Raw genomic sequence first — 26,000 nt, forward strand, 5'->3', positions numbered from 1 at the left:
AATAGAGAGAATTACCTCTTGAAACTGGCAATCTAGTTAGCATCCCTCGTTGAATTCAATGAAAAAATAGCATCTGGCGCATTATTTAGCCAGCAACAGAGACACACGTTAAGCCGCCTTACGCTACAAACGAAAAAACCGGTGGAGGAAACATCTTAGTTTCCTCCACCGGTCCATCCATACGAAATACATTAATTCGCTGCAGCTTTTCTGCTCTTTGCGGATCTGAACAGATTGGATGCTGTATAAATGATTAAGGCAATCCAGATAAACAGGAATGATATACCTTGAATCAGGGTGAATGTTTCATCGTAGATCACGACAGCCATCACTAGCATGAGGGTTGGAGCTAAATACTGTAAAAATCCAATCATCGTATAACTGATTCGTTTCGTTCCTTCGGCAAACAGCAATAACGGAATTGCGGTTACAATCCCCGCTCCCATAAGAACTAAATCAACTTGGGTACTGTATGATAAAAAGGAATGCTCAGCAAAGAATAACAGATAAATGAGTGCGAATGGTGCAATGATCATCGTTTCGAGTGTTAAGCCTGTCCACGGATTGATTTGAACCATTTTCTTAATGAGTCCATATAATCCGAAGGTCATTGCCATGCATATAGCAGGCCACGGGATTGAGCCCTGGCTCCATGTCAGAATGATTACGCCAATTGCCGCAGATAATACAGCTATCTTTTCGCCATTGCTCAGCCTTTCCTTTAGGAAGATGGTTGCCAGTATGACATTGACGATTGGATTGATATAATAGCCCATGCTGGCGGATAAGATATTATTGCTATTGACTGAAAAAATAAAGATAAACCAGTTGGCTGAGATTAATAGGGTTGCCAGGGTGATTGCTAACGTCAATTTAGGCTGTTTAAGGATGGTGGTGATTTCCCCAAAAACATCCTTTGACTTTCCGAAACAAAAGACGAGCAGCACCATAAACACAAAGGACCATAAAATACGGTGTGCCAGGATTTCCAAATCAGATACATCACCGGCTAATTTCCAATAGACAGGTAGGCATCCCCATAAAAAATAAGCTCCGCCACCAGCTAAAATGCCGAGCTTTTTCTCTTTTGCTTGATTCTCCATGCTTACACTTCTTTCTACTATAACATTCATTTATATCAACCTATTATACTGCTGAACAGTTGAAACGAAAATATTAATTGTGATAGTTATCATTATAGTTTTACCTAAAGGAAGATGAACCTGGCAATCACAACAGGTTCATCTTCCTTCGTTCTGTATCTTACAGCCTTGGGTCGACCGGGTCTGATTCGAGAGAGAGTGTGCCAAGGACACATTCATGTACGCGCTGCAGGGAATCTCCGTTGACAAAGCGGCGAATGCCTTCTACTCCGAGAACAAATTCACGTAACGCCAATTTTTGTTTTTTGGAGGTGTTTCTATTTTTCAAGCGTGCTAGATTAGCAGGGGATAAATAATCCATCCCATAAATAATCGATAAATATTTTCTGCCTCTTACTTTAATAGCGGGCTGCAACAGCTTACCTCGTTCTTTAGCGATAAAAGTTTCAGGCTTGATGACAATGCCTTCATGTCCTTCCTCAGTCATTTCCCTCCACCATTCTATGACATCTTGCTCGCTCGCCTCGCTATCGATTACTTTAAATTCGGTTTCAATAAAGAATTTGGATAGAGCGGCTAATTCACGATTCATGTGCATATGCCATAGATGCGGTTGGTCAAAGAAAGTTTCCTTGCTGTGGGCTAGGACATGAAAGGGAGCAATCTGAATTTGGTGAATATCCTCGACCTCCCAGCAATAGGTTTCATATACTTTTTTGAAATTCTGCGCATTTGCCAATTTTTCAATATATTCGTTTAGCCAACTGTGGAGTTCGGAATTTGTTGATACGGCCTGTTCCAGCTTGTTTTTGAGAGAATTTCGATCCATGATGGCATTTTCAGCAACATGCGCATATTGGTTTTGGATAAGCTCCTTCGCTTTCAGATTCCACGGCATAATTTCCGCATCCAGCAAAACAAAATCCGTATTATATTTTTCGAAATAGCCATGATTGATCAAATCAGAATGTAATTCGTGAACCACTTTCTCTTCAGTGATGGAGTCAAAGAAGCGTCGGCCTCTTCGCGTATAAATAACACCAAGCGTTTCATATCCAACATAATGAAGAGCGGAGGGCAGATCCTTGAATAGTAATAAAACAGCACGGCTGCCCATATGTTTCTTTTCGGCAATCATCTTTTGAATACCATGATTGCGATAATAATCAATCGCTTCTTTTGGATGCTCTAAATAATCCGGCAGCTGAGAGGGCTTTGGAGTAGGGCTCATGGTTGGCGGAATATAAAGCAATTTCTCTATAGGGATGGTGAAATGCGAAACTGTATCAATGGCAGCCTTCACATGCTCCTTATACAATTTTACTTCACCGAACTCTTCTGTCAGGACAGAATACCCATTTATAAAGCTGCCGATATTAGGCGGATTTAATCGATTCCTTTCCCATTCCATCAAGGGGTTGTCATCGCTGTTTGAATAATCCTGCCGGGCTTTTACGCTGACGAATTTTTCCTCCGGATAACGGAAGGCAGTGAGCTGGCCGCCAAAAACAACACCCTGATCTATATTTATCGTGTTATTGATGCGCAGGGGCTGAGGTTTCGGATCATGTCCCCATATAATAAGCGGGCTGCTGTTATGATTAACAAACCAATCCTTCCGGCGGGGTTTTCCAGCTTCATCAAAGCCGTCCGTATCTCCATAACGGCAAAAATCACTGATTTCTTGAGATTGTCTGCCGATATAGTCATCCTTTATCCCGGCATGAGTACAAACCAGTACAGGTACGTCATTTTGTAGAAACACATAATGAGAAGGGGCCTCTATCAGCATCTTCTTCATCTTATTTTTAAGTAGATTTGCTTCCTCAGAGCTGTACTTGTCTTCAAATTGTTTAAACTCGTCTGCTGTCTGCTCATCTCCGTGCTTGAGGGTAACCTTACGTCCATCCAGCCAGCGGGCGATTTTCCAGCCGTGATTGCTATCAATCATGTATGCCAATCCATGTTCTATATGACGCTCGAAAAATTGCATTGTTTTTAAAGAGTGGGGGCCGCGGCTCATAATATCTCCAACAGATACAAGCCTTCTACCATCCGGATGAATGTACAAGCCACTATCTTTAGCTTGATAACCTAGCTTTTCGAGTAGTTCAATCATTTCCTCATAGCAGCCATGTATATCACCAATTAGATCAAGACCGCTGCCGACATCCATATATAGCGGATTTTCCAGCCTGTGAAGAGAGACTTCATTTATATCCTTAATTCCATAGATTGCTCGAAAGCCTTCCTTTTTGATAAAACGTTTTTCGCTTTTGAAGGTCTGGTATTGCTGTTTAATTCGTCGTTTTCCTCTTGGCTGCTCGCGCTTTTCATCCCGTTCAAGAAGTGTTTGTTGATCCGTATCCAGTATGAGGGCAATGATAGGCAAGTGGTGCTTCCTGGCAATATCAATATATTTCTTTCGATCATCGGCCTTAAGATGAGTGGCATCAATGAAAGTTAGCTTATTTAACTGACATCTAGCCTCTATGACAGAGTACATGACCTCAAATGCTTTTTTTGAGATGGAATGATAGTGTTCCACTAGATAATCTGCTTCTGTTTTGGAGCGGTTCTTCCAATCTATAAAATCGGTATCCCCAACGATATGCCGGAAAGTATCTGAACTGACAACCTCGGAAGGGAGGAGTGTTTGATTACTGATTAATTTGGATAACAGAGTGGTTTTACCTGAATTGGAGGGACCGACTAAAAGGATAATCCCTGCGCTTGGTATGTTAATGTTCATCTGTTTGGCCTTCCTTTCGTTTGAAAATGCACATTTGAGTAGGTGAGCCATACTGTTCATGAATATCGCCAATTTCTTGAAACTGAAGATTGTATGGCTGATTGGCCACGTTCATCCTGCACCAGTCCTCAAATTGCTGCCTCGACCATTCAAAGCGATGGTCTGAATGGCGGAAGTGTTCATGTAAGTCATATACAGCGTTGTAGTCTTTATTTGGTGTTGTGATAATAAGAGTTTTTGGCCGATAATCCTCCAGGATCATTCTCATGATTTTGGGTAAACGTGCCTCATCAATATGCTCAATGACCTCGCATAAAATCATGCAATCCTTATTCTTTAAACGTTCATCATAATAAAAAAGCGAACCCCAAATCAGTGTGGGAGAAAGGAATCCTACCTTGCCTGCCACTTTTTCGAACCTTTTGATTGCCTGTAATGTCATATGCTCAGATGGCTCGACTGCCAGGATTTCTTTAACTCCATCCAGAAATCCTAGTTTGAGAGAAAGCTTTCCCTCACCTGAACCCATATCTACAATTGTCTCTTTATCATCAAGTTCACTGACTGTTTTCAGTATTTTTTCATAGCGAAGGGCAGCCAGAGATGGTTTGGATGGAGTTTTTTGCTCCTTATCCAGCTTTTTAGGTGCTTCTGTTGGTTCATATAATTCCTTGAATCGTAAGGCCCTTTGTAAAATAAATGACCTCATTGGATGATCCTCAAGCCATCCTTGTCCATAACGTTGAAGCTTTTCAACTTCCTTCTCGTCTATGTAATAGTGCTTATAGTTATCAAGCACAGGGATGAGGACAAATAGCTGCCTTAAAGCATTTTGCAGGGTTGTTACCCCATCCAGGGTGATCATTCTTGCCGATTTAGTTGGGGAGGACGTATTTTTACCATGTGTGATGGCGATTTCAAACCCCAGCGGACTAAATAAACGCTCTATTTCTTGATCAGTTAATTCTGATGAAACAGGTCCAAGGGTAAATTGAAAAGGAAAAGTATGGCTGACCCATTGTCTATATTCCTCTTTCGGCTGTCCATTCAGGGCAGTTCCAAGAGCGTTACGTATAAACGAGCAGAAAATACTGCTTACGGCAAATTCACGATCATTTATATAATGTGTGATTTCATATTGATTGGACTGATGATCCAACAGCTCGATTGGATCGGGTGTAACAAATATAGTCGCTTCCACTTCTTTTTCTTCAAATCTACTATAAAAAAGACGAACTAAATGTCCTTTACTGGACCGTTCATACAGGGAGGTTGGGTTTTTAGCAAGCAGATAGGATAAGACTTGTACATGATCACCGGTCGCTTTCATAGTTAATTGCATCGTATCACTCCGATATGGAAAATATTAAAATAATAAACTAATAATACCATTTTAAGCTATGGAAGGTTACATATTATTTTTGGCTCAAAGAGGGGTTTAGCAATGGAGGATAGAATAAATGAAGTGGACTTACTGCCAGGAAGGAATCTGCAAGAATAGCAATGAGATACTATACAGAATGCAGAGTAGCTTTGATTTAAGGGGATGGGAAATTTGATTACACTCTATATAACCAGGCATGGAGAAACAGTTTGGAATACGGAGAAAAGAATGCAGGGAAGATTAGATTCACCTTTAACAGTAAAGGGTGTCCAAAATGCGATTTCACTGAGCAAAGGACTGCAGGATATTGATTTAACAGCTATTTATTCAAGCCCGAGTGGCAGAGCAGCAGATACAGCAACATATATTATGGGTAATCGGGATATTCCGCTAGCCTTTGATGAAAATCTACAAGAAATTAACATGGGAGAATGGGAGGGAGAAACACAAGGAGTCATCGAGGCTGCCTATCCAGACGAGTTTGATGCTTTCTGGAACAATCCCCATTTATATAAGCCTGTAAAAGGGGAAACATTTGTAGAAGTTAAAGAACGGGCGGTGAACATATTGAATCGTATTCAGCATGAATATGAATCAGGCAATATCCTGATTGTTACTCACTCCGTTGTCATAAAATGCTTCTATTCTATTTTCAAAAACACCTCTATTGAGAGCCTATGGGATCCTCCTTTTATCCATGATACGAGTCTTACTGTTGTAAAGATAGAGGAAGATGGTTTTAACATCGTCCTAGAAGGGGATTTATCACATAGACAGATTATTATATAGGATGTCTATATCAGAAGGAGGAAAGGTAGGCTGATTGAATTTATCATTTATTTGTTTTAATAGAGTTTATTTTCAACCAATCTATGATTACTGCCATCATAATACCCAGTGTATACCGCAATAGATCTATCCACAGAAATCCCTTACCGAGGATTAAAGCCCCGATGGTTGTGTTTCGTATTTGGTTAATCCATGCTGCTTGATATAACTGGCTGAATTCAATCCCGAAGCTGAATAGGACGCTGAACCAAAAAGCAGTAAATGGTTTCTTTTGAACGAAAAGAAATCGAAACCCAAAATAGACCATCATTGCCTATAAAGCATCTCCGGCATGCTGAGCTACAAAAGTATGCAGGATCGAACTATATATACGGGAAGCTAATCCGAGAATGATACATAGAGTAATGGCTGCTAAATAAAAGAATCTATTTATATGGTTGGTTGGATTCATATTCATTCACTCATTTACTATTTTTTATAACGGCAAATTTTAATCTATAAGAATATAAACATCTATCAAGTAATTTTTGAAATATTCTTGATATAATTAAAGTAACAAAGGATTATCATGCTTTGCAACACAGAAACTACTAAGAGATATGAGGGATGGCCTATGAAATTAATATGCTTTGGTGATAGTTTAACTAGGGGAGTATCCTATGTTAAGGGTCGTTTGAGAATTTTAAGAAATAATTATCCTGCCTATTTACAAAAGCTTATGTCAGAGGATAAATTGAATCCAGAGATTAGCCGGGCAGAAGTGATCAATAAGGGAGTATTCAATGATAACTCTGATTTACTTTTATCCAGACTTGAAAAGGATGTTATTCAAGAAGAACCGACCTACGTGATTATTGGGATTGGCGGGAATGATTGTGACTTTGTTTGGAAGGAAGTAGCGGCTAAACCGAATGACGAGCATCAGCCAAAAGTGCCTCTATCACGGTATGCCAATAATTTAAAAGAGCTTATTACCAAATTAAAATCAAATGGAATTACACCGGTTTTAACCACGCTGCCTCCATTGGATCCGGCTCGCTATTATCAGACAATATCCAAGCGTTTCGGTACAGAAGTGAGTCAATGGATATGCAAGGTGGGGGGAATAGCCTACTGGCACAGTAAGTATAATCGAACCGTAAAAAATATAGCAGAAGAAATGGATGTATTCCTGATTGATGTAAGGAATGCGCTGAAAAACAGAGGTCAGTTAAAGGATTTAATCAGTGAAGATGGTATTCATCTGACCGAAAAAGGCTATAAGATTATGGCGGCTGAGATTTATGATAACTTAGGTAAGCTAGCCCCGCAAAAAGTACTGCAGGAACAATAATTTTCGCTATTATGATGAGATTGAGAGCGGAATAGGGTAATTACAATAGGGCGCTGATGAAAAGCATATAATCGTATAATTAAAAGGAGACCTCTCAATTGAAAGGTCTCCATATTTATTATTCAGCTGATATTAATTCTAGTTTACGCAGTCTTTCTGCAACCTCTTCCTCAGTTAAGTTATGCTCTACAACATAACGATTGCGAGGATGTACACGACATTCATCTGTACAGCTGCGCATATATTTATGCTCATTTTCTTCACTGCAAAGAATTTGATCGTTACATTCAGGGTTTGCACAATTAACGTAGCGTTCACACGGTTCACCATCGAAGTGATCTCTTCCGACGATCACATGTTCTACTTGGTTAATTGGAACAGCGATTCTTTCATCGAATACATACATTTGTCCATCCCATAATTGACCTTGTACTTCCGGATCTTTCCCATATGTGGCAATCCCGCCATGGAGCTGACCGACATCTTTAAATCCTTCTCTTACTAACCAACCGGAAAATTTCTCACAACGGATTCCGCCTGTACAATAGGTTAGGACGCGTTTTCCTTCAAACATTTCTTTATTATCACGAACCCATTGAGGAAGCTCGCGGAACGTTTCAATGTCCGGCTTGATGGCGCCGCGGAAATGTCCAAGTTCATATTCATAGTCATTACGCGCATCTAAAACAATTGTGTTTTCATCCTGTAAGCCCTCGAAAAATTCTTTTGGGCTCAAATACTGCCCAGTTAATTCGTTCGGATTAATATCATCTTCTAAAGATAAATGAACAAGCTCAGGGCGTGGTCTTACATGCATTTTTTTAAACGCATGACCGTCCGCTTCATCTATTTTAAATACAATCCCTTCGAATTGAGGATCGTTCTTCATCTTATCCATATAAGCATTTGTTTGTTCCACAGTACCGGAAACCGTACCATTAATTCCTTCTTTGGCCACAAGTATACGGCCTTTCAGTTCAATCCCCTTACAAAATGCAAGGTGTTCTGCCGCGAATGCAGCTGGATCTTCAATTGGAGTATAAAAATAATAAAGCAAAACTCTGTATGGTTTGTTTTCTGTCATGGTTCTTACCACCTATTTTTTAATATTTGCAAGATACGTATTCAAAAGGTGATTTTTAGATACTTTTCTTACACATCAAAACATTATAACAATTGTTAGTAAAATGTGCTAATTAAACAACTTATTTCCTCTGGAAAATAAAGAGATAGGTGGTTAGTGCATAAAAAAACACCAATTCTTCTATTGAAAAGAATTGGTGTTGATTAGAGTTCTTTAATCCGGGAATACAACGATTGTTCTGCCGCGTGCTTCCCCTTTTAGAAGGACAGGAAATACATTTGGCAGTTCTTCGAGCGTTACTTCTTGCTGGATATGATTCTCATACTGATTGAGCTTTAAATCAGTAGCTAAACGTTCCCAAATTTTTTGGCGTGTATTCATCGGGCATTGTACAGAATCGATGCCTAATAAATTAATCCCTCTTAATATAAATGGGAATACAGAGGAGGGAATCTTCGTGCCAGCCGTCAGTCCGCTGGCAGCAACAGAACCGCCATATTTAATTTGGCTTAAAAGAGATGCTAAAGGTTCCCCGCCAACAGGGTCAATACCAGCGGACCAACGCTGTTTTCCTAAGGCGCGAACCTTACCGTTGTATACTTCATCCCTTGAGATTACATTCGCAGCACCGATTGATTTTAAGTACTCAGCTTCCTCTAATTTTCCTGTGCTGGCTTCAACGGTAAATCCGAGTTTTGCTAAGAAGGAGACCGCGAAACTGCCTACACCGCCTGTAGCTCCAGTAACAATCACAGGACCTTGATCAGGAGTTACCTTATTTTCCTCCAAACGCTGGACGGATAATGCAGCGGTAAATCCAGCTGTACCAATGATCATGGCTTCTTTGAGAGTGAGCCCTTTTGGCAGTGAGACAACCCACTCAGCAGGAATATAAGCATATTCCGCATATCCTCCATCACGGGATACACCGATTTCGTAGCTTGTAGCAATTACCTCATCACCCTCCTTAAAGCGAGTGTCAGTCGATGAAATAATCGTACCTGCTAGGTCGATGCCTGGTACCATCGGGTATGAAGTCACAATATTTCCATTCGGAATTGTAGCTAGGCAATCCTTATAATTTACACCTGAATATTTTACTTTTATGAGAACTTCGCCATCTTGTGGGGTATGTAACGGTTTTTGTATAAATTTGATTGCTGTTTGTTCATCCTGTTTATCTACGATTAACGCTTTATAGCTTTGACCCATTATTCTTACCAGCTCCTTTTCTTCACTATATACCATTATATAATGAACGTTGAACCTTCTTTGTAAAAGTGATTTTTGATGATTTGTTTTATTTACCATCGCTTTAATAGGTATAATCTTGCAAAAGAGTTTCAAAAAAATCATGATTTGAAGAAAAATTTAAAAATAATTGAGGTAATCGTTTGCACTTCCGTTCAGAACCTGTTATTATTAGGTAGAATTATTTTTGTTTGATGCGGTTGAAAGTTGAACAATTATTGTCGTCTTACGATCGAAAAGCAAGGATAGTAATACAATTGTGTGTTAGCACACTAGGAGGCAACAAAAAATGGAACATGGTAAAGTAAAATGGTTTAACGCAGAAAAAGGTTTCGGATTTATCGAACGCGAAGGTGGAGACGATGTATTCGTACACTTCTCAGCTATCCAAGGTGAAGGTTTCAAAACACTTGACGAAGGTCAAGAAGTTACTTTTGAAGTAGAACAAGGTCAACGTGGACCACAAGCTACTAACGTTCAAAAAAACTAATCTGATCGACACATAAATAAAACAGATCCTGGTTACAGGATCTGTTTTTCTTTTGTCTAAGCTTTGTTTGAATGAGTATTATTAGTATGTATTTCCTGAGGATTGAGAATTAAATTGTACGGAAAACTATCTATCTCTACTAGAAAACGTTTATACACAGCGTTTTTATTTAGGTGAAATGTGTATCCCTTCATCACTTTTCCACTCAGCATAAAAAATGCTTTTTAAATCAAAACCTTTATTATTCAACTCACTAATCAACCAATTTTCATCAAATCCACATTCTGCTAAATTATCACGTATAATTTTCCCATCGCTAATAAGGGTTCGCGGTAGCATGACTTGTTTTTCAGTAAGGTTTAAATCCTCGATTGTCGGATTTTTATATTTAGATTTCAGAGCGATACTTATTTGACCATTAGATTCTAATATTGCATATTCAACTTCCCTTACAGAAAAGACACTTTTTTGCCGTAACATGCTTAATAGTTGATGTAGATCCAACCTTGCTTTTTTGACGGCTTTATAATCAATTATGCCATTTTTAATTAATATAATTGGCTTTACCTGAATGAAAACTCTAATCTTTGAAAACTTAAGTGTGACATACTCTAAAATAATCATTAAAAAAGTCCATATTCCAACTGCATATAGATATTTTAAAATACTTACACTATTTTCATATATGATATGTCCTAAAAAATCATCGAGCAAAAGAATAAAAACAAAATGGAATGGGGTTAATTGGGAAATGGAGGTTCTTCCAGTTAAAATGAGTATGATGTTTAGAGATATAAATCCAACCATTACTTTCATTGCTATTAATCCTAAACTTATCAAATCCACGTTTCTATCCTCCGAAATTCTCACAGTACAGTAGTGTTTATCTTCTCATTATGCTTAAAAAAGCATTGAATATACAAATGAGCTATTACCTGAATTGCTAACCCAAAATGGTTCTTATGCTAATTTGGTGAAGTCTCCTAAGTTACGAATAATGGCATTATCCATTCATAATATAAAAGTAGAACATTATACAGCTGAGAGAATTAGTGTAACAGCGTGAAATATAAACCATATTAAAACGGGTAGATAGAACTGGAAGATTTAGAAATAAATATCGGGGAATTAATCCAATGGGGTTTAATGCCTTATTATATCGAACTTCTTTTGTGTTGGTATAGGGTAGTTTTAGGGGAAGAAACAAAAATGCCCTGCTCAAGGCGAAGAGAGCAAGGCAAATGAAACAGTAAAGCATAAAATAGTATAACAGTTTTAAAGGTTGACTAGATTATAGCATATAATTAAAAACGTGGCTAATATATTTATCCTGTTAATTTTAGTAAAATTCATTTTCGGTATGTACGTTGATTTATAAGTACTAGTTTTCTATAATTAAATGGATATATATGGAGGTGAATCCTGCTGAGACCTAAGCTTACTAGAAGTAGTAGTGTCCAAAGTTTTAGGGATTTTTATTGGTTGAAGGAAGAGTTGCAATCATTTTGCAGAGAAAATGGACTTGCTGTTTCAGGCTCAAAGATTGAGATTTCCAATCGAATCCTTTCTTGAAACAGGAGAAATAAAAAAGCCGATTAGAAAAGTAAAGGCCTATGTAAAACAACAAACACCAGAAAAAAACTTAAGCCTCGATACAATCATCAAAGAAAATTACCGTTGCAGTCAAGAAGTAAGAGCATTTTTTCAAACGGTCATTCCTACCTTTCATTTTACGACCCACATCTAGGAATATTTTAAAAATCATGCCGGGAAAACCTACCGTGAGGCGATGACTACCTGGTGTGAGGAACGAAAAAAAGATTCATCCTATACGAAAAAAATTCCCCCACAATTTTATACAATCAATTCATCCGTGATTATTTTGCTGACCCGGACAATCAAGGGAAGTAGTACAAAGATGCGGTAGAAGCCTGGAAAAAGATCAAGCAGCTTCCTGGCAGCAATCGCTATTCATCTAACCATGTGTGAAGAATTCTAAGATCTGCCTATCAAACATATAGGCAGGAAAAAGGAGGTTGCATGAAACGATTTAGTTTGTTGTTTACGTTCCTATTTGTCGTTATCTGCATTTTTAGCGCTTGCTCCACGAACACACGTCTAGAACTGGTCAGTGCAGAAGCAGAGATTGTGAATGATAAAAAAAACAAAACGGGATCCACTATTCTGCAGGAAGGTGAGAACGCAGGAAAAGAAGTCGTGCCTACAGCCCTGTATTACACATTTGTGATTAAAAATGTAGGAAATAAAAAGATTGGAGACATAAGTAAAGGAGTAGGCTTGGAGGCTAGGATTGAACCTGACGAAAAATTAGTAACCGCCTCTAATGAAGTGATGGGCTTTAATATTTTTGAACCGGCAGATTATGAAGGTTCAGGCTTGGGCTTCAGCTATTCCTATACTGCTATTATTGAAGAAAAAGAAACAGGAGAATTCACCATCTATTATGATTTAGGCGTTGAAGAAAAAACAGAGGAAGTTCTTCCAGTACCTTCTGTAGACAAGTTAGAACATTTAAAAGAGAACGCACTGGAGGCAACTTTAATTGTATCCTTGGGCAAAAAAGAAATAACTCGTTTTGATTTGAGTAAAAAGAAATAATAGCTGTCTTGGTAGAGTTTAGCAATAGTTTTATAAAATAATCCAGCAAAGAAAAACAGAAAGGCCCGGCTTATAAACCGAGCTAATTTTTAGTTGATTGCCCTGACAGTTTATCTAATTTATTTTCAATTCGATCTAGCTGTTCCTTCCGCTTTTTTGAAGAACGAAAGAAAGATACAATCATCACAATAAAAAAGATAACAACTAAAATTGAAAACAACTGATAAATGATGTCACCGATGTTCAACATAAAATCCACCTCACTTTAGAATATTATGCCATTTTTGCTTATGGGTTTTTTCCTCTTAAGGTAAGAATCTATTTAGTTAAGAGTAAATAAATCATTTATCACCTATGTGTGTGTTGCCCTCAGAAATTCTATATAAAATTTTTGCAATATTATGAACTATTAAAGGAGGTGAAATATTCTTGGTAGCTGAAATGACGTATCAGGTCCGTGTGGCTGATTTTGAACAAGGCAGGAAATGGTATGAAGTATTTTTGAACAGGACACCAGATCTTGAGCCGCATGCTGATTTTGCAGAGTGGGAGATAATTCCCGGGGGCTGGCTGCAAGTCGCTAAAGGGACACCGGCAGAAGGAAGTGGTCCGCTTCGGCTTGAGGTTACATCTATAGAAAAAGAAAGACAAAGAATGATGGAAGAGCTGCATATTGATTTTTTTGAAATCTACTCCCGTGAAGGAGTACCAGTTAAATGGGCCACATTTACAGATCCATGGGGAAATCGTTTAGGCTTCTTTGAAAATATGAACGAAGAGATGTAGCAACCTAAATACAATTAGATAAAAGGCAAAAATATGGAGTATTTATTAAGAAAACGTACCGAAGAGGATATAGAGGACTTTTTATCTTGGACGTACGATAATTCAATTCAGCAAGAAAAGATAGATAGCTTTAGGCAAAGTGTGCAAAAAGAACGGGAATTATCGGTAGTAAATGAATGGGGTGAACTTGTAGGTAACTGCGAGTTTTTTGATGTAAGCGATGAGGATGAAGCGGAGATACTGGCAGTTGGAATTCAGATGAAGCCATCTATGACTGGAAAAGGACATGGCCCTGCTTTCTTCCATGCCATTGTGGAGCAAGGGAGATCCCTTTTTCACTATGACCATTTAGAGTTGTCCGTAGTGGACTTTAATCACCGGGCCATTAAAGTGTATGAAAGAGAAGGATTTCAACAAGTGGGAGAATTCATGAATGACATAAGAGGAGAATCATATCGATTTATCATTATGGCGAAGGATTGGTAATGACCAGATTGATTACAGGGAGGATGGCATGAAAAATAAGTTAATAAGAGTTGGTACATTTTATATTCCTGTAAAGGATGTTAAAGAGTCTTCAGCATGGTATGTAGATAAGCTTGGAGCAGAATTAAGCTATAAAGATGAGGATAAATCGATTATTAATCTTGCAAATCAAAGTTTTTTCCTTGTTCATGCACCAGATGGCGAAAGTTCTAATTTTATAGACAAGCATGGAAGTGAACGTTTTTCGATTACCTTTGAAGTAGATGGATTGGAAAAGTTAACAGAGCTTCATATGGAATTAACGGAGAAGAATGTAAGGGTAGGTGACATTGAAGATCGAGGGCACCCAGGAAGGAATTTTGTTTTTTATGATTTAGATGGTCATATATTTGATGTCTGGAGTGAATTAAGTCCAAGATTTAAGGACAACTATTCGCTGTAAGTCGTTATCTTTCATATGTTTTACATAAAGTTGGTTAGATTGATTGTGTATCACAAAAAATGAATATGAGGAGTATGTTTATGTTTACATTTCCAAAGCCAGATGTAGAACAATTGCTGCGAACTGTTTCTATGATTGATTTTGCTGTCAGCCCCGATGAAAAACAGATTATCATCAGTACCAATATAAGTGGAAAATATAATCTTTGGGCGATGAATATGCCTAATGCCTTTCCATATCGGCTGACCTTCAATGATCAGCCATCTGAGTATTTACTGTATGACCCAAAAGGAAGATTTGTTATAGCTGGCTTTGATCATGACGGTGATGAGAATACTCAATTTTATGCCATGCCGACATATGGCGGTGCCTTGATGGAGCTAGTTTTTCAAGAGAATACACGTAATTTTCATCCGTTTCTATCGAAGGACGGCGAGCGATTATACTATACATCTACCAAAGAAAATGCGTCTTTCCTCAGTAGCTATTGCTTACAAATGGACACGGGGGAAGAGACAAAAGTATTGGATGGGAACGGAGGCATTACCATTCTAGCGGAAGTGAGTGAGGATGAATCCGTTATTCTCTATACCAAACAATTTTCTAATACTAATTCTCTATATTATGTGAAAAAAGCGGATGAAAATATCCTGCTAACTCCGCCAACTGATGAGGAGCATACCGTTAGTGAAGCTGTTTTCGTTTCGGATCAGGAGGTCTATTTAATCACGGATTATGATGCGGATTTTTCTTATTTAGCAAGCTTTAATTTGGAAACCAGGGAGTTTACTAAGCTTAAAGAATTGCCACAGGAGAGCTTCACCAATCTTACATACGATCAGACAAACAAAATAGTCTATATTACTGCTGAAAAAGGAGTGCGGGATTATTTATATGCCTATCATATTGAGAATCAAGCATGGGTGAAATTGAACCCACCATGTGACCTCCTAACGAAAAAGGTTGTTTCTAATTCTGGTTCCCTTTATTTGCTCGGAAAAAGTTCAAACACACTTGCAAATATTTTTAAGCAGGTTGGTGAGGATGAATGGGTCGGAATTACTGATAATACCCTGGCTGGTGTTCAGAAGGAGGATATAGTAGAACCCGAGATTATTACGTATTCATCTTTTGACGGTCTTCCAATTGAAGGGCTGTTATATAAAGCAAAACCAGAAAATGATAAAGGAGAAATGGTTCTTTGGGTCCATGGGGGACCGCAGTCTGCCGTACGGAAAGGGTTTACTCCATTCTTTCAATATGCTCTAGATAATGGATATAGTATTTTTACTCCTAACTTCCGTGGTTCGAAGGGATATGGATTAACATTCACCAAAATGGTAGAGCGTGCCTGGGGTGCAGGAGCTCGATTGGATATTATCGCTGGTCTGGATTGGCTAATTGACCGTGGATACACGAAGAAAGGTGATATCTTCCTGATCGGAGGCAGTTACGGTGGATATATGTCATTGCTTTTACATGGACGCCATGCTGATTACTTTAAGGCTGTGGTAGATATTTTTGGGCCATCCAATTTATTTTCCTTTATTCATTCAGTGCCGGAAGATTGGAAACCAATCATGGATGCTTGGGTAGGCCACCCCGAAAAAGATCGCGAGAAATTGATAGAATACTCACCTATTACCTATATTGAGCAGATGACAAAGCCAATGCTTGTTATCCAAGGTGCCAATGATCCAAGAGTTGTAAAGGCGGAATCAGACCAAATTGTGGAGACTCTTAAGGAAAAGGGGAGAGATATCTCCTATATGGTCATGGAGGATGAAGGACATGGATTCTCTAAAAAGGAGAATGAAATCGCTGTGTATCGCAGGGTTTTAGCTTTTTTTGAAGAGCATCGTCTTGTGGAAGTAAAATCCTAGCCTAGATTTTCTCGAGCGGCGAAAAGTAATGTACTGGAGTTTGTGGCGTTTTCCTTATGAAGAAAATGAATTGAGATTTTCGAGTGGAGGGACTAACGTGAAGCGTTCTAAAGTAAAAGAATGTCCTCAATGTGGTGAGAAAGAGCTGGGGATCGGGAAACATACCGGATATGGAGTCATGTACCCCAAAAATAAAGTAAGTATAGGTTCAGAGATTGAATACATGATTTGCACCGGATGTGGATTTATCATCGAAGGCTATGTGAAAAAGCCGGAGAAATTTAAAGAAACACTTTACTGAGAAAGATGACTAAAAAGAAAAGAATTAGCTGAATAAAGTGTTGACCCTATTCAACGCTTAAACCCAGGGAACATAAACTTACTGATATCAAAAATGCTTGGAATTATATGATCCAAGCATTTTTTGTCTGGTTTCAACAAATAGGGACATTTCATGAGGTACCAGAAATATAAGTTTATTTTTATATAGGGAAGATAGCCTTAGGGCAATCTTGTTTCCAATCTTCAACTGTAGGCAATGTATCGCCAAATTGTGTTTCCCAGTGTTCGAAGGATTGCCATGTTTTTGGACGTAAGGGTAATTCTTTGTGCCACGGGCGTGGCTCCAAAATATTTAATTCAGGAATGTATTTATCCATATCCGTATATAACTCAATGACATGCTTATCGGGATCTAGATGGTAAGACGCGATATTGTGACCAGCTGTATGGCGGCTGGGTCCCCAAATTGTTGGTATATTGTGTTTCATTAAAATATCAGAGCTGTCATATTTATGAGCGGGATTGCGTAATTGAAAGGCAATATGATGCATGTACGATTTTTTACCTTGAATGATATTAATCGTATGATGATCTTCATTACATGTTAAAAAGTTGGCTAAATCAAGTATACGGTCGGTTTTGTAAAAACCTAAAATATGGTGGTAGAAGTCCACCGTTTTCTTCGCATCTTTTACGCTGATTGATAAGTGGCCCAATTTAGTAGGAATAATACCGGATGTTGCGTATCCGGGAGCGCTGTAGTCTATACTATGATATAAAAAAATGCGGTTTCCATCCGGATCATGCAACTGCAATTGTTCAGGTATTCCAACTTGTCTATCATGGACAAGCTCACTTACGATTCCTTCTTCTTCTAAAAGGGATTGAACGTATTCTAATGATACTTCAGGATTTACTTGCCATCCGATTCCTTCCATGAAACTTTCGTTACTTGGTTGAATGACAATATTATGATGTTCTGCACCTGTACTGATATAGGCAACTCCGTCTCCTCCGCGTTCTACAAGCTTACATCCGAGAACAGTGATATAGTAATCGACCATGGCCTCAACATCTTTCGAAAAAAACGTCACAAACCCTAACCGGAAAACTGAATCATGTGGACGCCCCTTTACTTTACAGCAGCTGCCTGTATTATTTTATTTTCTTGTACACCTAAATCAATGGAACCATCCGTGCTTTTTATTTCGAGAAGCATGATATCTCCAGATTTTAAATAACCATTGTTTTGTTGAGTTTCAATAAAATGGTCAATTTTATCCTGATGTGAAATTGTATTATCATAAATATGGTTGATGATTTCAGAATTTAAACGAAGACATACTCCACCTGGGGTACCTGTTAAAATTAAATCACCAGTTTTTAAATTAAAAATCTCTGACATCTCAGTCAGTGTTTCCGTCGGTTTAAATAATAATTGATCAGTTAAAACCCTTTGACGTGTTTCACCATTTATTTGTAAATGTAATTCCAATTGATTCAAGTAAGGAAATTCATCTTCATCGAGTAAATAAATATATGGTCCCACCGGACAAAAACCACGATAACTTTTTCCTTTGAACCATTGCTGTTCCAGAATTTGAACATCACGCGCCGAAATATCATTGGCAATCACTATTCCAGCAATATAATGGACTAAATTATTTTCTGTAATTTGGATGGGCTCAGTAATGTCAGTTTTAATAATTAATCCCAGTTCGATTTCATAATCCAATAGTTGAACATGAGTTGGGCAAATAATATCAGCAGCGGCAGATGTTAAGGTACTGGATGCCTTTGTGAACAATAAGTTATATGGTGGCTTTTGCTTAGTAAAACCAGCTTCTTCACGGTGTACGCTATAGTTTGTACCCTGACAAAATATATTTGCATCATCTGTTACGGGTGATAGGATTGTGATTTCATCTGTATAAATAATTGTTCCGGTGTGTTTTGCCCGCTCAATTGCCTCTCGACCGTTAGATAGTAAGTCATGTAAGGTTTCAGCCTCGTGTTCAACAATGCGGATTTGTTCACTGAAAACACCCCAATATGTACGGTCTGATTGTTTGAATCGAAGTAATTTTGTCCCCATATTTTGATAGCCTCCCAGAAAATAATTTGTTTGTTTAAGTGTAGATGATAGAAAAGGCACTTAACTAGAATAAGAATTATTGAAATACATAATGAAATTAAGTAAAAATCATTGAATCAATCTAACTGGGGGAAGAACTTGGCTTACCGTTATCTGATTATGCGACTGGACAAAATACCAAGGTTGGAGGGAATTGGTAATATCGTTTCTCGGAATTCCACATTTACGGAATTACTCGGCAATAAAGTACTATAAAATAAAAATGATCTCATAGGGACTCTCCTTATGAGATCATTTTTATTCTCGAATTAGGTAAATACTTACCGTTAAATAATATGTGTGGTCTTTGAGGTTGCGTTTGATTGTGAGTCTTTTTCTTTGATGAGAGTCGTGACCGCAGACCAAGCAATCGCTAAAAGGAATAGGCCAATAGATGCTAGAAGCAGAGTGAATCGGCCGTTTTCCTGGCCTGTTATATTAAGTAAAAACTGGTACATAAACGAACTGGTAATACCACCTAATCCTTGGGCCGCAGCAGCGAATCCTACAAAGGAAATACCCTTCGCAAGGTTTGACAATTCAGATACTCGGGCGAGTACGCCTGGAATCACAATTCCTAATCCCATTCCTCCAAGAAAACTAGCCATATTGATCATCATTAAAGTGTTTGCATAATAACACCATAAGATACCAACAGCGGTTAGTAAAATTCCAAAGGGAATATTGAAGTTTGGCCAAAGTTGGCGCATGGGACCAAAGAAAAGTCCGACAACCAAGGTACCAAAGGTGAATAAAGAGATGGCAAAACCGGCCTCCGTAGCATTCCCAAGGTTTTCCGCTTGGATGATAATAGAAATATTTGTTACATACCCAAACACCAATGCTGTGAAGATAACTTGGCCAATCGTAAAACCATAAACGGTTTTTGGTGCAGAGAACAGGATCTCTTTAAAGGATGCATTGTGTACTTCTTGTTTTTTAGGCTCAGGCAAATATAAGAAGGTGAGTGCTAAAATCAAGATCGGGAATAAGTAAACTAAAAAGCCAAACTGCCAATTGTACGCATCAGCCAGCATACCTCCGACTACCTGGAAGAAAATCGCTCCGATACATGCAACTGTGGATGTTCCCAAACCAATTAAGAAATCACGATCACGACCATCAAAGAAACTTGTGATAATATCAACCGATAATGGTAATGTAATGCCGACTCCAAGTCCCAATAGTCCACGGAAGGCAATAATTAAAAAGAGATTATCAATGAAAAATGGCATGATACCGCCAATGATGAAGAAGGCTAGTCCTGTAAATAATAATCCTCGTTTTGAGTACTTATTAGCCAGTTTCCCATAAAGCAATGAAGGTATTATTTGAAAAAATCCTGGGATAGTAGCAATTAACATGACTACCGACGGATTGTAGTTTGGGAACGCTTTAATTAAATCGGCCATGATAGATCCTGCAACCCCGGCAGCAACGTCCTGAAATGCAATTAAAACAATTAAAAATTTCAAGAAAGCAGTACTCTTTGCCTTCGCCATCTTTTAATACCCCCCTGTTTTACTATTTCTATACGCAAGCAGCCTCACTACTATCCTCTTGTTATAACAACTCATGCGATAATCGTCATGAAGATGAGCAGAACTCCTTACGTTTAGATTACACTCGATAATAGCACAGATAATCGAGGCATAAATCAATGATTTTTAGGGGAAAAATTCATTGATTTTGTAAAAAGATATTTGTTTTTTACTCCATTAAATAACGAAAAATCAATATGGCAAAGAGCATAAAGGTGTAAATTAGACTATTTTAGAAAGTATATAAAAATCTGCGTATCTCACTAAAATTTATTGAAAAAAGAGAGCTAATCAATTTCAATTTCACCAAGAATAATTAGAGAGTTTAAGAGCAACATCAACTCAAAGGAGTGCTTGGAATTTCTTAAGTCTTTTTGTAGTAGTTCTTCTAGCTTTTGAATTCGATAGACTAATCCGCTCATGGATAAATTCAAGTCCAGCATGGTTTGTTGCAAATTCCCGTAATTGTTTAAAAATGCGTAAAGAGTTTTAAGAAACTCCTCTTTTTTATTTGGCTTCAATGATAGGATGGGCTCTAATTCACGTTGCGCGATTTCGATAATGATAGAGCTATTAGTTTGGTTAATGATTGATCCCATCACACTTGTATCTTCAAAATAAATGATATCACTGGCTTTATTGACATTAAGTGATGTAATGGATTGCCGTTTTGCCTCTGGAATATCGTCTATATCATGGATAGCCCGGCTTAATCCAATACGGAATTCATGGTTTTTGAATGTACGATGCAGGTGTTTTAATATATTTCTTAGTATTTCTTGTGTTTTATCAATTTTTGGGAATAAAAACGTCACTTCTTCCTGAAATTCTGTAATAAATATAGGGATTTGATGCATTTCTAAATAAATAGTAAAAGACTGGATTATTTTATTAATCATGATGGAATCTTTAATAGGAATGCCCTTTTTGGTAATGCGTAAGTTTCCAATATAGAAGTCTTCATTTAAATCTATCTGGAGTAAATAACTGCGATAAATCATATTGCTTTTGGAAGTATACTGCTGTTGTAAAAGTTGCTCGAAAAAATACGCTTTCATGTTCTCGATTGCTTCTAAGCTCGACTTTTCATTCAAATAACATAGTGATATGGAATTAGCAGCACGCTGTAGAAAATTCATTTCATCTTTGAAGTTATGGTCAGTTGACCGATAAATAAACGAAATATATCCAATAATTTGGTTTTGGACATTTATGGGGCTGATCAGGCGAATATGTTTTTCGCAGTTTACTTGAATAGAGTGCATCGGCTCAAGATGCTGCATTAAAATCTTCCCTGAACGTGTTTGAGGCATCTGGCTGGCAAAATCTAAGGTTAACTCATTTAATTCTTCTTCAGTAATTCCAATTAAGTGATGGGTATTAAAATTTAAATCCTGAAGGATGACTGGAACGTTTAAATTATCATAGATTGTTTCTAAAATTTGTTCTATTCGCATACCTTGGGCGATTCCAAGGGTTAAGTTGTTATGGAATGAAGATACCTTCTCGGTTAGTTTTTTCTCTTCATACAATTGTTCATATGTCTGGTTTAGTTCATCAATCATACGGGATTGGTGAATTTTTTTAAATTGTGCCTGTGTTGCTTCATCCCAATTCTCAATCATGCGCATTTCAAAGGCACATTCATCATCCCCTCTAGCTTTACATGTGACCTCTACAATATAGATTTTACGTTTGGTTAAGTAGGATGTGTAACCACTTGAATAGCCTGCTAATGTATGGCAAATACAGGTTTGGCTTTTTCCGAAATATTTGGTGTGTTCAGTTACTTCGTAAGAATTGATCCAAACCCCCTTTGCATGCATAAAACGAACCGTATCATCGGGATTCAGCTCTAAAATGCGATTGGAGATTAAATCTGTAATTTGTCCGGAATTGAGATGGTAACCTGATGCGCTATCAAGCTTTTCACGCAAACTTAATGGACGCTGTTCTACTTCTTTGGCATGAGTGACCCCGATATTCCATCCATAACGCTGTAAGAAAATCTTTGCATGCTCCAAACCTAATGTTTCTATTAATTCTTTTCGTAATAGTCCAATCGTATTGGCTGTTGTAAAAAGTTCTTTATCTGCTATATTAGTAGAATTTGTTGTCATAAGAATACCTCCTCTAACTAATAAATACTTAATTGAAGCGCTTACAGTATATATTAGCAGATATAATTTTAATTTTATAAAAATTTTGAAAATACTTTATCTAAAATCCATTAGTGCAAAGTGCCTAAAAGATAATCGGTAAATTTGAGGTGATATTTTTCTATATGCCAGATTGAAGGAATGCCAGATTAGGTAGGGGAAAGGCCATGGGATTAGAGGAACTGATACAGATAATACCATTGTATTTTATTTATGATTCGGTAGTTTTTATTGGAAATAAGGTTGAAAATTCAAATAATTTAATCAGACTTTTATGAAAGTAGGTTTGATAAATTAAAGATACATTCAGATAAGGAGTTGAACATATGGATACAATTTTAAAAGAAACAGAATTGGATCTTATGACAAAAACGAAAGCGGTTGCAGATGATATTCGCAAACGTGTTAAGGAAACTGAAGAAATTCGCAGAATTCCAGAATCGACTATTAAACAATTAAAAGACAATCAAATTTTCAAAATGCTTCGCCCTAAACGATATGGTGGACTTGAAGTCAGTATTCAAACATACAGCCAGGTTATTGTTGAAATTTCAAAAGCCTGTACGTCTACAGGATGGATTGCCTCCTTATGCGCAATACGAGAAATGATGGTGGCTGAATCATTTACAGAAAAAGCTCATTTGGAGATTTTCGTAAACGATCCTGAAGATGTATTATTTGCCGGAGTGTATGAGCCACGTTCTTGTGAAGTGAAAAAGGTTGATGGCGGTTACCTCGTTGAAGAAGGACATTGGATGTTTTGTTCGGGATCTTTACATGCAACATGGGGTTATTTTGGCATGTATTTGAAGAACGAACAAGGTGAAATTGAAAAGCAGTTACTAGCAACTCTGCCGTTTAGTGAATTGGAAATAGAAGATGATTGGAATACATTGGGGCTTCGTGGTACTGGTAGTAATGCAGTCCGTATGAAGAATGTTTTTATACCCGATCATCGTTGTACATCCTTTGTAGACATTTTAAATGGAAACTTTCAATCAGAGCATTTACGGGATATCCCATTATATCATTCTGCTTTGTTTCCATGTTTAATTTTATCGCTTGGATTGCCGGGATTAGGGGTCGTAAAAGAGATGCTTGATAAGTTTCATGCTAGTTTGCCGTATCGTACAGCCCAGCATATGGGGGTAAAAATGATTAAGGATGCAGCAAGCACGCATTCATTAATTGCTGAAGCAACTTTAAAAATCGAAACAGCCGAAATTTACTTAATGAATATTGCCAAAAAAATTGATGAATGGGCAGAGAAAAAAACAATTATGCCAAGTGATGAGAGATTAAAAGTACTGGCAGATATCGGCTATAGTAACAAATTAATGAATGAGGCAGTACAACATATTTTAGCAGCAAGTGGATCAGGATTTGTATATGATGCGAGCCCAATGCAGCGATTGATTCGTGATTTTATTACATTGCATTCCCACCGTTCATTGTCGACGGTTATTACCCAGGAAAATTATGGGCGTCAGCTTGTTGGTCTACAACCTAATGCGGTTCGTTATTAAGTAAATTTTATTGAAAAATAAGCAGTTATTAGTGAACTTTTTATATAGTTTACCAGTACTTAGTTCCTTAATATAAAAAATGAGGGGGATTCTTACTCATGGGACCGCGAATTGCCCAATTAGGTTATGTTGCTCTTGAATCTTCCGATATTGAAAAATCGGTGGATTTTTTTCAAAACATCATTGGTTTAGAGCTGACTGAAAAAGTAGGCGAACAATACTATTTCAGAGCCTGGGGAGATTTTCAGCATCATACATTATCAATCTCACCCGGCATTAAGGGCAAGGTGAAGCATATCAGTTTTCGCACCAAATGTGCAGAAGATGTGGATTCGTTTGCAAGCAGACTGAATCAAAAGGGCTATGAGATTGAATATGTGCAAGCTGGAACGACACCTGGTATTGGCAGAGCGATTCGATTTATGGCAGCTTCCGGGCATAGAATTGAATTGTTTTATGATGTCGTAAAGACAGAGGTAGAAGAACATCGACGTTCTGTGCTCAAGAATCAAACGTATAAAGCATGGGCAAAGGGTATTTCACCAAGGCGTTTCGATCATGTCAATATTCATACAGCTGCGCCGGAGAATACAGCTTATGATTTCTTTATTGAAGAATTAGGATTCCGCATGAATGAATGTATTGAAACCGAGGATGGGAAAATATTGGCGGGTTGGATGAGCGTTACTCCATTGGTGCATGATGTCGCACTTGTTGCTCATGAATCATTGGAAACAACAGCACGCTTCCATCATATCTCCTACTGGTTGGACAGTTCAGGGGATTTAATGCGGGCAGCTGATATTTTAAAAGAACATGACCTGAAATTCATAGGACCAGGTAAACATAGCATTTCGCAGGCTATCTATTTATATGTTATTGATCCGGGAAGTGGATGCAGAGTTGAATTATTTACAGGTGGATACTTAATATTTGAACCTGATTGGGAAACAGTGGTTTGGCGCCCGGAAGAAAGGGCTTTTGGCAATACGTATTGGGGAGATAGCATTACGGGAAATCCGTTAATTGTTCCAACAATTGAAGCATAGGGAGGCATGGGTAAATGGCAATGACAAAAGAGGTAACCATTACATCAAAGCATCTGAAAACAGGTCATTATACAACATGGATAAACGAAGCTGGTAAAGGAAATGCAGAAACCATTTTATTTTTACATGGTTCTGGACCAGGGGTAACATCATTGGCTAACTGGAATTATGCATTACAGGAATGCGCTGATTCTTTCTATTGTTTAGCACCAGATTTATACGGTTTTGCCCAAAGTGATCATCCGGCTGAGCCATTAAAAAATCGCCAAATGTGGATGGATTGTTGGATTGAACAAATCATAGAGTTGCTCGATTATTACGAATTAGAGAAAGTGCATGTTGTTGGAAACTCCTTAGGCTGTTCTATAGCCCTGGAATTGCTGTTGGAGTATCCAGAGCGTTTTGACCGAGTTGTCCTGATGGGGCCGGGTGGTACACCAAATACTAAACTAAGTTTTGAGCTGGCACGTGCTAAAGCATTTTATGATAACCCGTCAAAAAAACGACTTCAACAAATTATGAGCTGGTTTGTCTACGACAAGGAAGCAATGCAGCCAGTCATTGATGGGCTTACGGATTCCCGATATGAAAATGCAATGCGTGAAGAAGTTCGCCGTTCAAACAATTCTATTTTTTCAACGGCTGCTGTCCCAGTCCCAACCGTGGCATTACGCAGAATTAAGAACCAGATCTTACTGGTCCATGGCCGTGATGATCAAGTATGTTCGATTGAGTCAAGTTATTATTTATTAGAGCATCTAAATGATGCCCAACTCCACGTTTTTAGTAAATGTGGGCACTGGACACAAATTGAAAAGAAGAATGAATTCAACAATCTTATTCAGCAATTCTTTAAAGGTATTTTATGAAACTCTTATTAAGCGCTTACAAGATGGATAGGAGTGAA

Annotated in this window: 24 protein-coding genes and 1 pseudogene; 13 read left to right on the forward strand and 12 right to left on the reverse strand. The window is 37.9% G+C overall.

Annotation, left to right across the window (positions count from 1 at the left end):
- Nucleotides 1-191: 191 nt before the first annotated feature.
- The 3 genes from rarD to AC4BHP_RS03115 all read right to left on the reverse strand — a co-directional run bounded on the left by rarD (nucleotide 192) and on the right by AC4BHP_RS03115 (nucleotide 5,197).
- A complete protein-coding gene (rarD, locus tag AC4BHP_RS03105) occupies nucleotides 192-1,103 on the reverse strand; it encodes an EamA family transporter RarD (RefSeq protein WP_066107787.1) in 912 nt (303 codons plus the stop codon).
- A 160-nt stretch (nucleotides 1,104-1,263) separates the two neighbouring features.
- Nucleotides 1,264-3,855, reverse strand: coding sequence for a polynucleotide kinase-phosphatase (locus tag AC4BHP_RS03110; RefSeq protein ID WP_490551274.1), 2,592 nt, complete (start codon nucleotides 3,853-3,855; stop codon nucleotides 1,264-1,266).
- Nucleotides 3,845-5,197 (reverse strand): 3' terminal RNA ribose 2'-O-methyltransferase Hen1, encoded by a 1,353-nt coding sequence (locus AC4BHP_RS03115; RefSeq protein ID WP_490551275.1) that lies wholly within the window; start codon nucleotides 5,195-5,197, stop codon nucleotides 3,845-3,847. The genes AC4BHP_RS03110 and AC4BHP_RS03115 overlap by 11 nt, the downstream gene beginning before the upstream one ends.
- Before the next feature lie 213 nt (nucleotides 5,198-5,410).
- On the opposite strand from AC4BHP_RS03115, the gene AC4BHP_RS03120 reads away from it, so the two are divergent.
- Complete coding sequence (locus AC4BHP_RS03120) at nucleotides 5,411-6,028, forward strand: histidine phosphatase family protein (RefSeq protein ID WP_490551276.1); 618 nt, start codon at nucleotides 5,411-5,413, stop codon at nucleotides 6,026-6,028.
- A gap of 43 nt (nucleotides 6,029-6,071) precedes the next feature.
- Here the strand turns inward: AC4BHP_RS03120 and AC4BHP_RS03125 are convergent, their stop codons facing one another.
- Nucleotides 6,072-6,338, reverse strand: coding sequence for a ribosomal maturation YjgA family protein (locus tag AC4BHP_RS03125; RefSeq protein ID WP_490551277.1), 267 nt, complete (start codon nucleotides 6,336-6,338; stop codon nucleotides 6,072-6,074).
- A gap of 303 nt (nucleotides 6,339-6,641) precedes the next feature.
- Between AC4BHP_RS03125 and AC4BHP_RS03130 the strand changes: the two genes are divergently transcribed.
- Nucleotides 6,642-7,361, forward strand: a complete 720-nt coding sequence (locus tag AC4BHP_RS03130; protein WP_490551278.1) for an SGNH/GDSL hydrolase family protein — start codon at nucleotides 6,642-6,644, stop codon at nucleotides 7,359-7,361.
- A gap of 118 nt (nucleotides 7,362-7,479) precedes the next feature.
- Here AC4BHP_RS03130 and trhO read toward each other — a convergent pair whose 3' ends face one another.
- Together trhO and AC4BHP_RS03140 are read right to left on the reverse strand one after the other, a co-directional pair.
- Entirely contained in the window at nucleotides 7,480-8,445 is a 966-nt protein-coding gene (gene trhO / locus AC4BHP_RS03135; RefSeq protein WP_066107775.1) for an oxygen-dependent tRNA uridine(34) hydroxylase TrhO, read from the reverse strand.
- Nucleotides 8,446-8,658: 213 nt separating this feature from the next.
- Nucleotides 8,659-9,657 carry an acrylyl-CoA reductase family protein gene (locus tag AC4BHP_RS03140; protein ID WP_490551279.1) on the reverse strand — a complete coding sequence of 333 codons (999 nt, stop codon included), beginning with the start codon at nucleotides 9,655-9,657 and terminating at the stop codon, nucleotides 8,659-8,661.
- A 328-nt stretch (nucleotides 9,658-9,985) separates the two neighbouring features.
- Between AC4BHP_RS03140 and AC4BHP_RS03145 the strand changes: the two genes are divergently transcribed.
- Nucleotides 9,986-10,186 carry a cold-shock protein gene (locus AC4BHP_RS03145; protein WP_066107773.1) on the forward strand — a complete coding sequence of 67 codons (201 nt, stop codon included), beginning with the start codon at nucleotides 9,986-9,988 and terminating at the stop codon, nucleotides 10,184-10,186.
- 165 nt (nucleotides 10,187-10,351) lie between these two features.
- Here the strand turns inward: AC4BHP_RS03145 and AC4BHP_RS03150 are convergent, their stop codons facing one another.
- Nucleotides 10,352-11,032 carry a DUF421 domain-containing protein gene (locus AC4BHP_RS03150; RefSeq protein ID WP_490551280.1) on the reverse strand — a complete coding sequence of 227 codons (681 nt, stop codon included), beginning with the start codon at nucleotides 11,030-11,032 and terminating at the stop codon, nucleotides 10,352-10,354.
- A 579-nt stretch (nucleotides 11,033-11,611) separates the two neighbouring features.
- On the opposite strand from AC4BHP_RS03150, the pseudogene AC4BHP_RS03155 reads away from it, so the two are divergent.
- Nucleotides 11,612-12,175: pseudogene (locus AC4BHP_RS03155) on the forward strand (DUF6434 domain-containing protein).
- 51 nt (nucleotides 12,176-12,226) lie between these two features.
- Entirely contained in the window at nucleotides 12,227-12,805 is a 579-nt protein-coding gene (locus AC4BHP_RS03160; protein ID WP_490551281.1) for a hypothetical protein, read from the forward strand.
- A gap of 82 nt (nucleotides 12,806-12,887) precedes the next feature.
- Here AC4BHP_RS03160 and AC4BHP_RS03165 read toward each other — a convergent pair whose 3' ends face one another.
- Nucleotides 12,888-13,055, reverse strand: a complete 168-nt coding sequence (locus AC4BHP_RS03165; protein ID WP_187393466.1) for a hypothetical protein — start codon at nucleotides 13,053-13,055, stop codon at nucleotides 12,888-12,890.
- Nucleotides 13,056-13,234: 179 nt separating this feature from the next.
- Here AC4BHP_RS03165 and AC4BHP_RS03170 point away from each other — a divergent pair, with 179 nt between their 5' ends.
- The 5 genes from AC4BHP_RS03170 (at nucleotide 13,235) to AC4BHP_RS03190 (ending at nucleotide 16,703) form a co-directional block, all read left to right on the forward strand.
- Complete coding sequence (locus AC4BHP_RS03170) at nucleotides 13,235-13,591, forward strand: VOC family protein (RefSeq protein ID WP_490551282.1); 357 nt, start codon at nucleotides 13,235-13,237, stop codon at nucleotides 13,589-13,591.
- A 33-nt stretch (nucleotides 13,592-13,624) separates the two neighbouring features.
- Nucleotides 13,625-14,077, forward strand: a complete 453-nt coding sequence (locus AC4BHP_RS03175) for a GNAT family N-acetyltransferase (RefSeq protein ID WP_490551283.1) — start codon at nucleotides 13,625-13,627, stop codon at nucleotides 14,075-14,077.
- Between the two features lie 28 nt (nucleotides 14,078-14,105).
- Nucleotides 14,106-14,519, forward strand: coding sequence for a VOC family protein (locus tag AC4BHP_RS03180; protein ID WP_490551284.1), 414 nt, complete (start codon nucleotides 14,106-14,108; stop codon nucleotides 14,517-14,519).
- Nucleotides 14,520-14,599: 80 nt separating this feature from the next.
- Nucleotides 14,600-16,402, forward strand: coding sequence for a S9 family peptidase (locus AC4BHP_RS03185; protein WP_490551285.1), 1,803 nt, complete (start codon nucleotides 14,600-14,602; stop codon nucleotides 16,400-16,402).
- 97 nt (nucleotides 16,403-16,499) lie between these two features.
- On the forward strand, nucleotides 16,500-16,703 hold the full coding sequence (locus tag AC4BHP_RS03190) for a transcription initiation factor TFIIIB (protein ID WP_490551286.1): 204 nt from the start codon (nucleotides 16,500-16,502) through the stop codon (nucleotides 16,701-16,703).
- 181 nt (nucleotides 16,704-16,884) lie between these two features.
- On the opposite strand, the gene AC4BHP_RS03195 is transcribed toward AC4BHP_RS03190, so the two are convergent.
- The 4 genes from AC4BHP_RS03195 to AC4BHP_RS03210 form a co-directional block, all read right to left on the reverse strand.
- Complete coding sequence (locus tag AC4BHP_RS03195; protein WP_490551287.1) at nucleotides 16,885-17,778, reverse strand: VOC family protein; 894 nt, start codon at nucleotides 17,776-17,778, stop codon at nucleotides 16,885-16,887.
- A 38-nt stretch (nucleotides 17,779-17,816) separates the two neighbouring features.
- Nucleotides 17,817-18,779: a fumarylacetoacetate hydrolase family protein gene (locus AC4BHP_RS03200; RefSeq protein WP_139891638.1), complete on the reverse strand. Its 963-nt coding sequence runs from the start codon at nucleotides 18,777-18,779 to the stop codon at nucleotides 17,817-17,819.
- Nucleotides 18,780-19,105: 326 nt separating this feature from the next.
- Entirely contained in the window at nucleotides 19,106-20,320 is a 1,215-nt protein-coding gene (locus tag AC4BHP_RS03205; RefSeq protein WP_139891640.1) for an MFS transporter, read from the reverse strand.
- 326 nt (nucleotides 20,321-20,646) lie between these two features.
- The gene (locus tag AC4BHP_RS03210) at nucleotides 20,647-22,479 is read right to left on the reverse strand and encodes a XylR N-terminal domain-containing protein (RefSeq protein WP_140461641.1); all 1,833 of its coding nucleotides are present in this window, start codon (nucleotides 22,477-22,479) and stop codon (nucleotides 20,647-20,649) included.
- A 365-nt stretch (nucleotides 22,480-22,844) separates the two neighbouring features.
- On the opposite strand from AC4BHP_RS03210, the gene AC4BHP_RS03215 reads away from it, so the two are divergent.
- The 3 genes from AC4BHP_RS03215 to AC4BHP_RS03225 all read left to right on the forward strand — a co-directional run bounded on the left by AC4BHP_RS03215 (nucleotide 22,845) and on the right by AC4BHP_RS03225 (nucleotide 25,962).
- Entirely contained in the window at nucleotides 22,845-24,044 is a 1,200-nt protein-coding gene (locus AC4BHP_RS03215) for an acyl-CoA dehydrogenase family protein (protein WP_490551288.1), read from the forward strand.
- 98 nt (nucleotides 24,045-24,142) lie between these two features.
- A complete protein-coding gene (locus AC4BHP_RS03220) occupies nucleotides 24,143-25,093 on the forward strand; it encodes a VOC family protein (RefSeq protein WP_148629939.1) in 951 nt (316 codons plus the stop codon).
- A 14-nt stretch (nucleotides 25,094-25,107) separates the two neighbouring features.
- Nucleotides 25,108-25,962: an alpha/beta fold hydrolase gene (locus tag AC4BHP_RS03225; RefSeq protein WP_490551289.1), complete on the forward strand. Its 855-nt coding sequence runs from the start codon at nucleotides 25,108-25,110 to the stop codon at nucleotides 25,960-25,962.
- The last annotated feature ends 38 nt before the right edge of the window (nucleotides 25,963-26,000 follow it).

It is taken from the genome of Pradoshia sp. Z4_20, assembly GCF_058216035.1.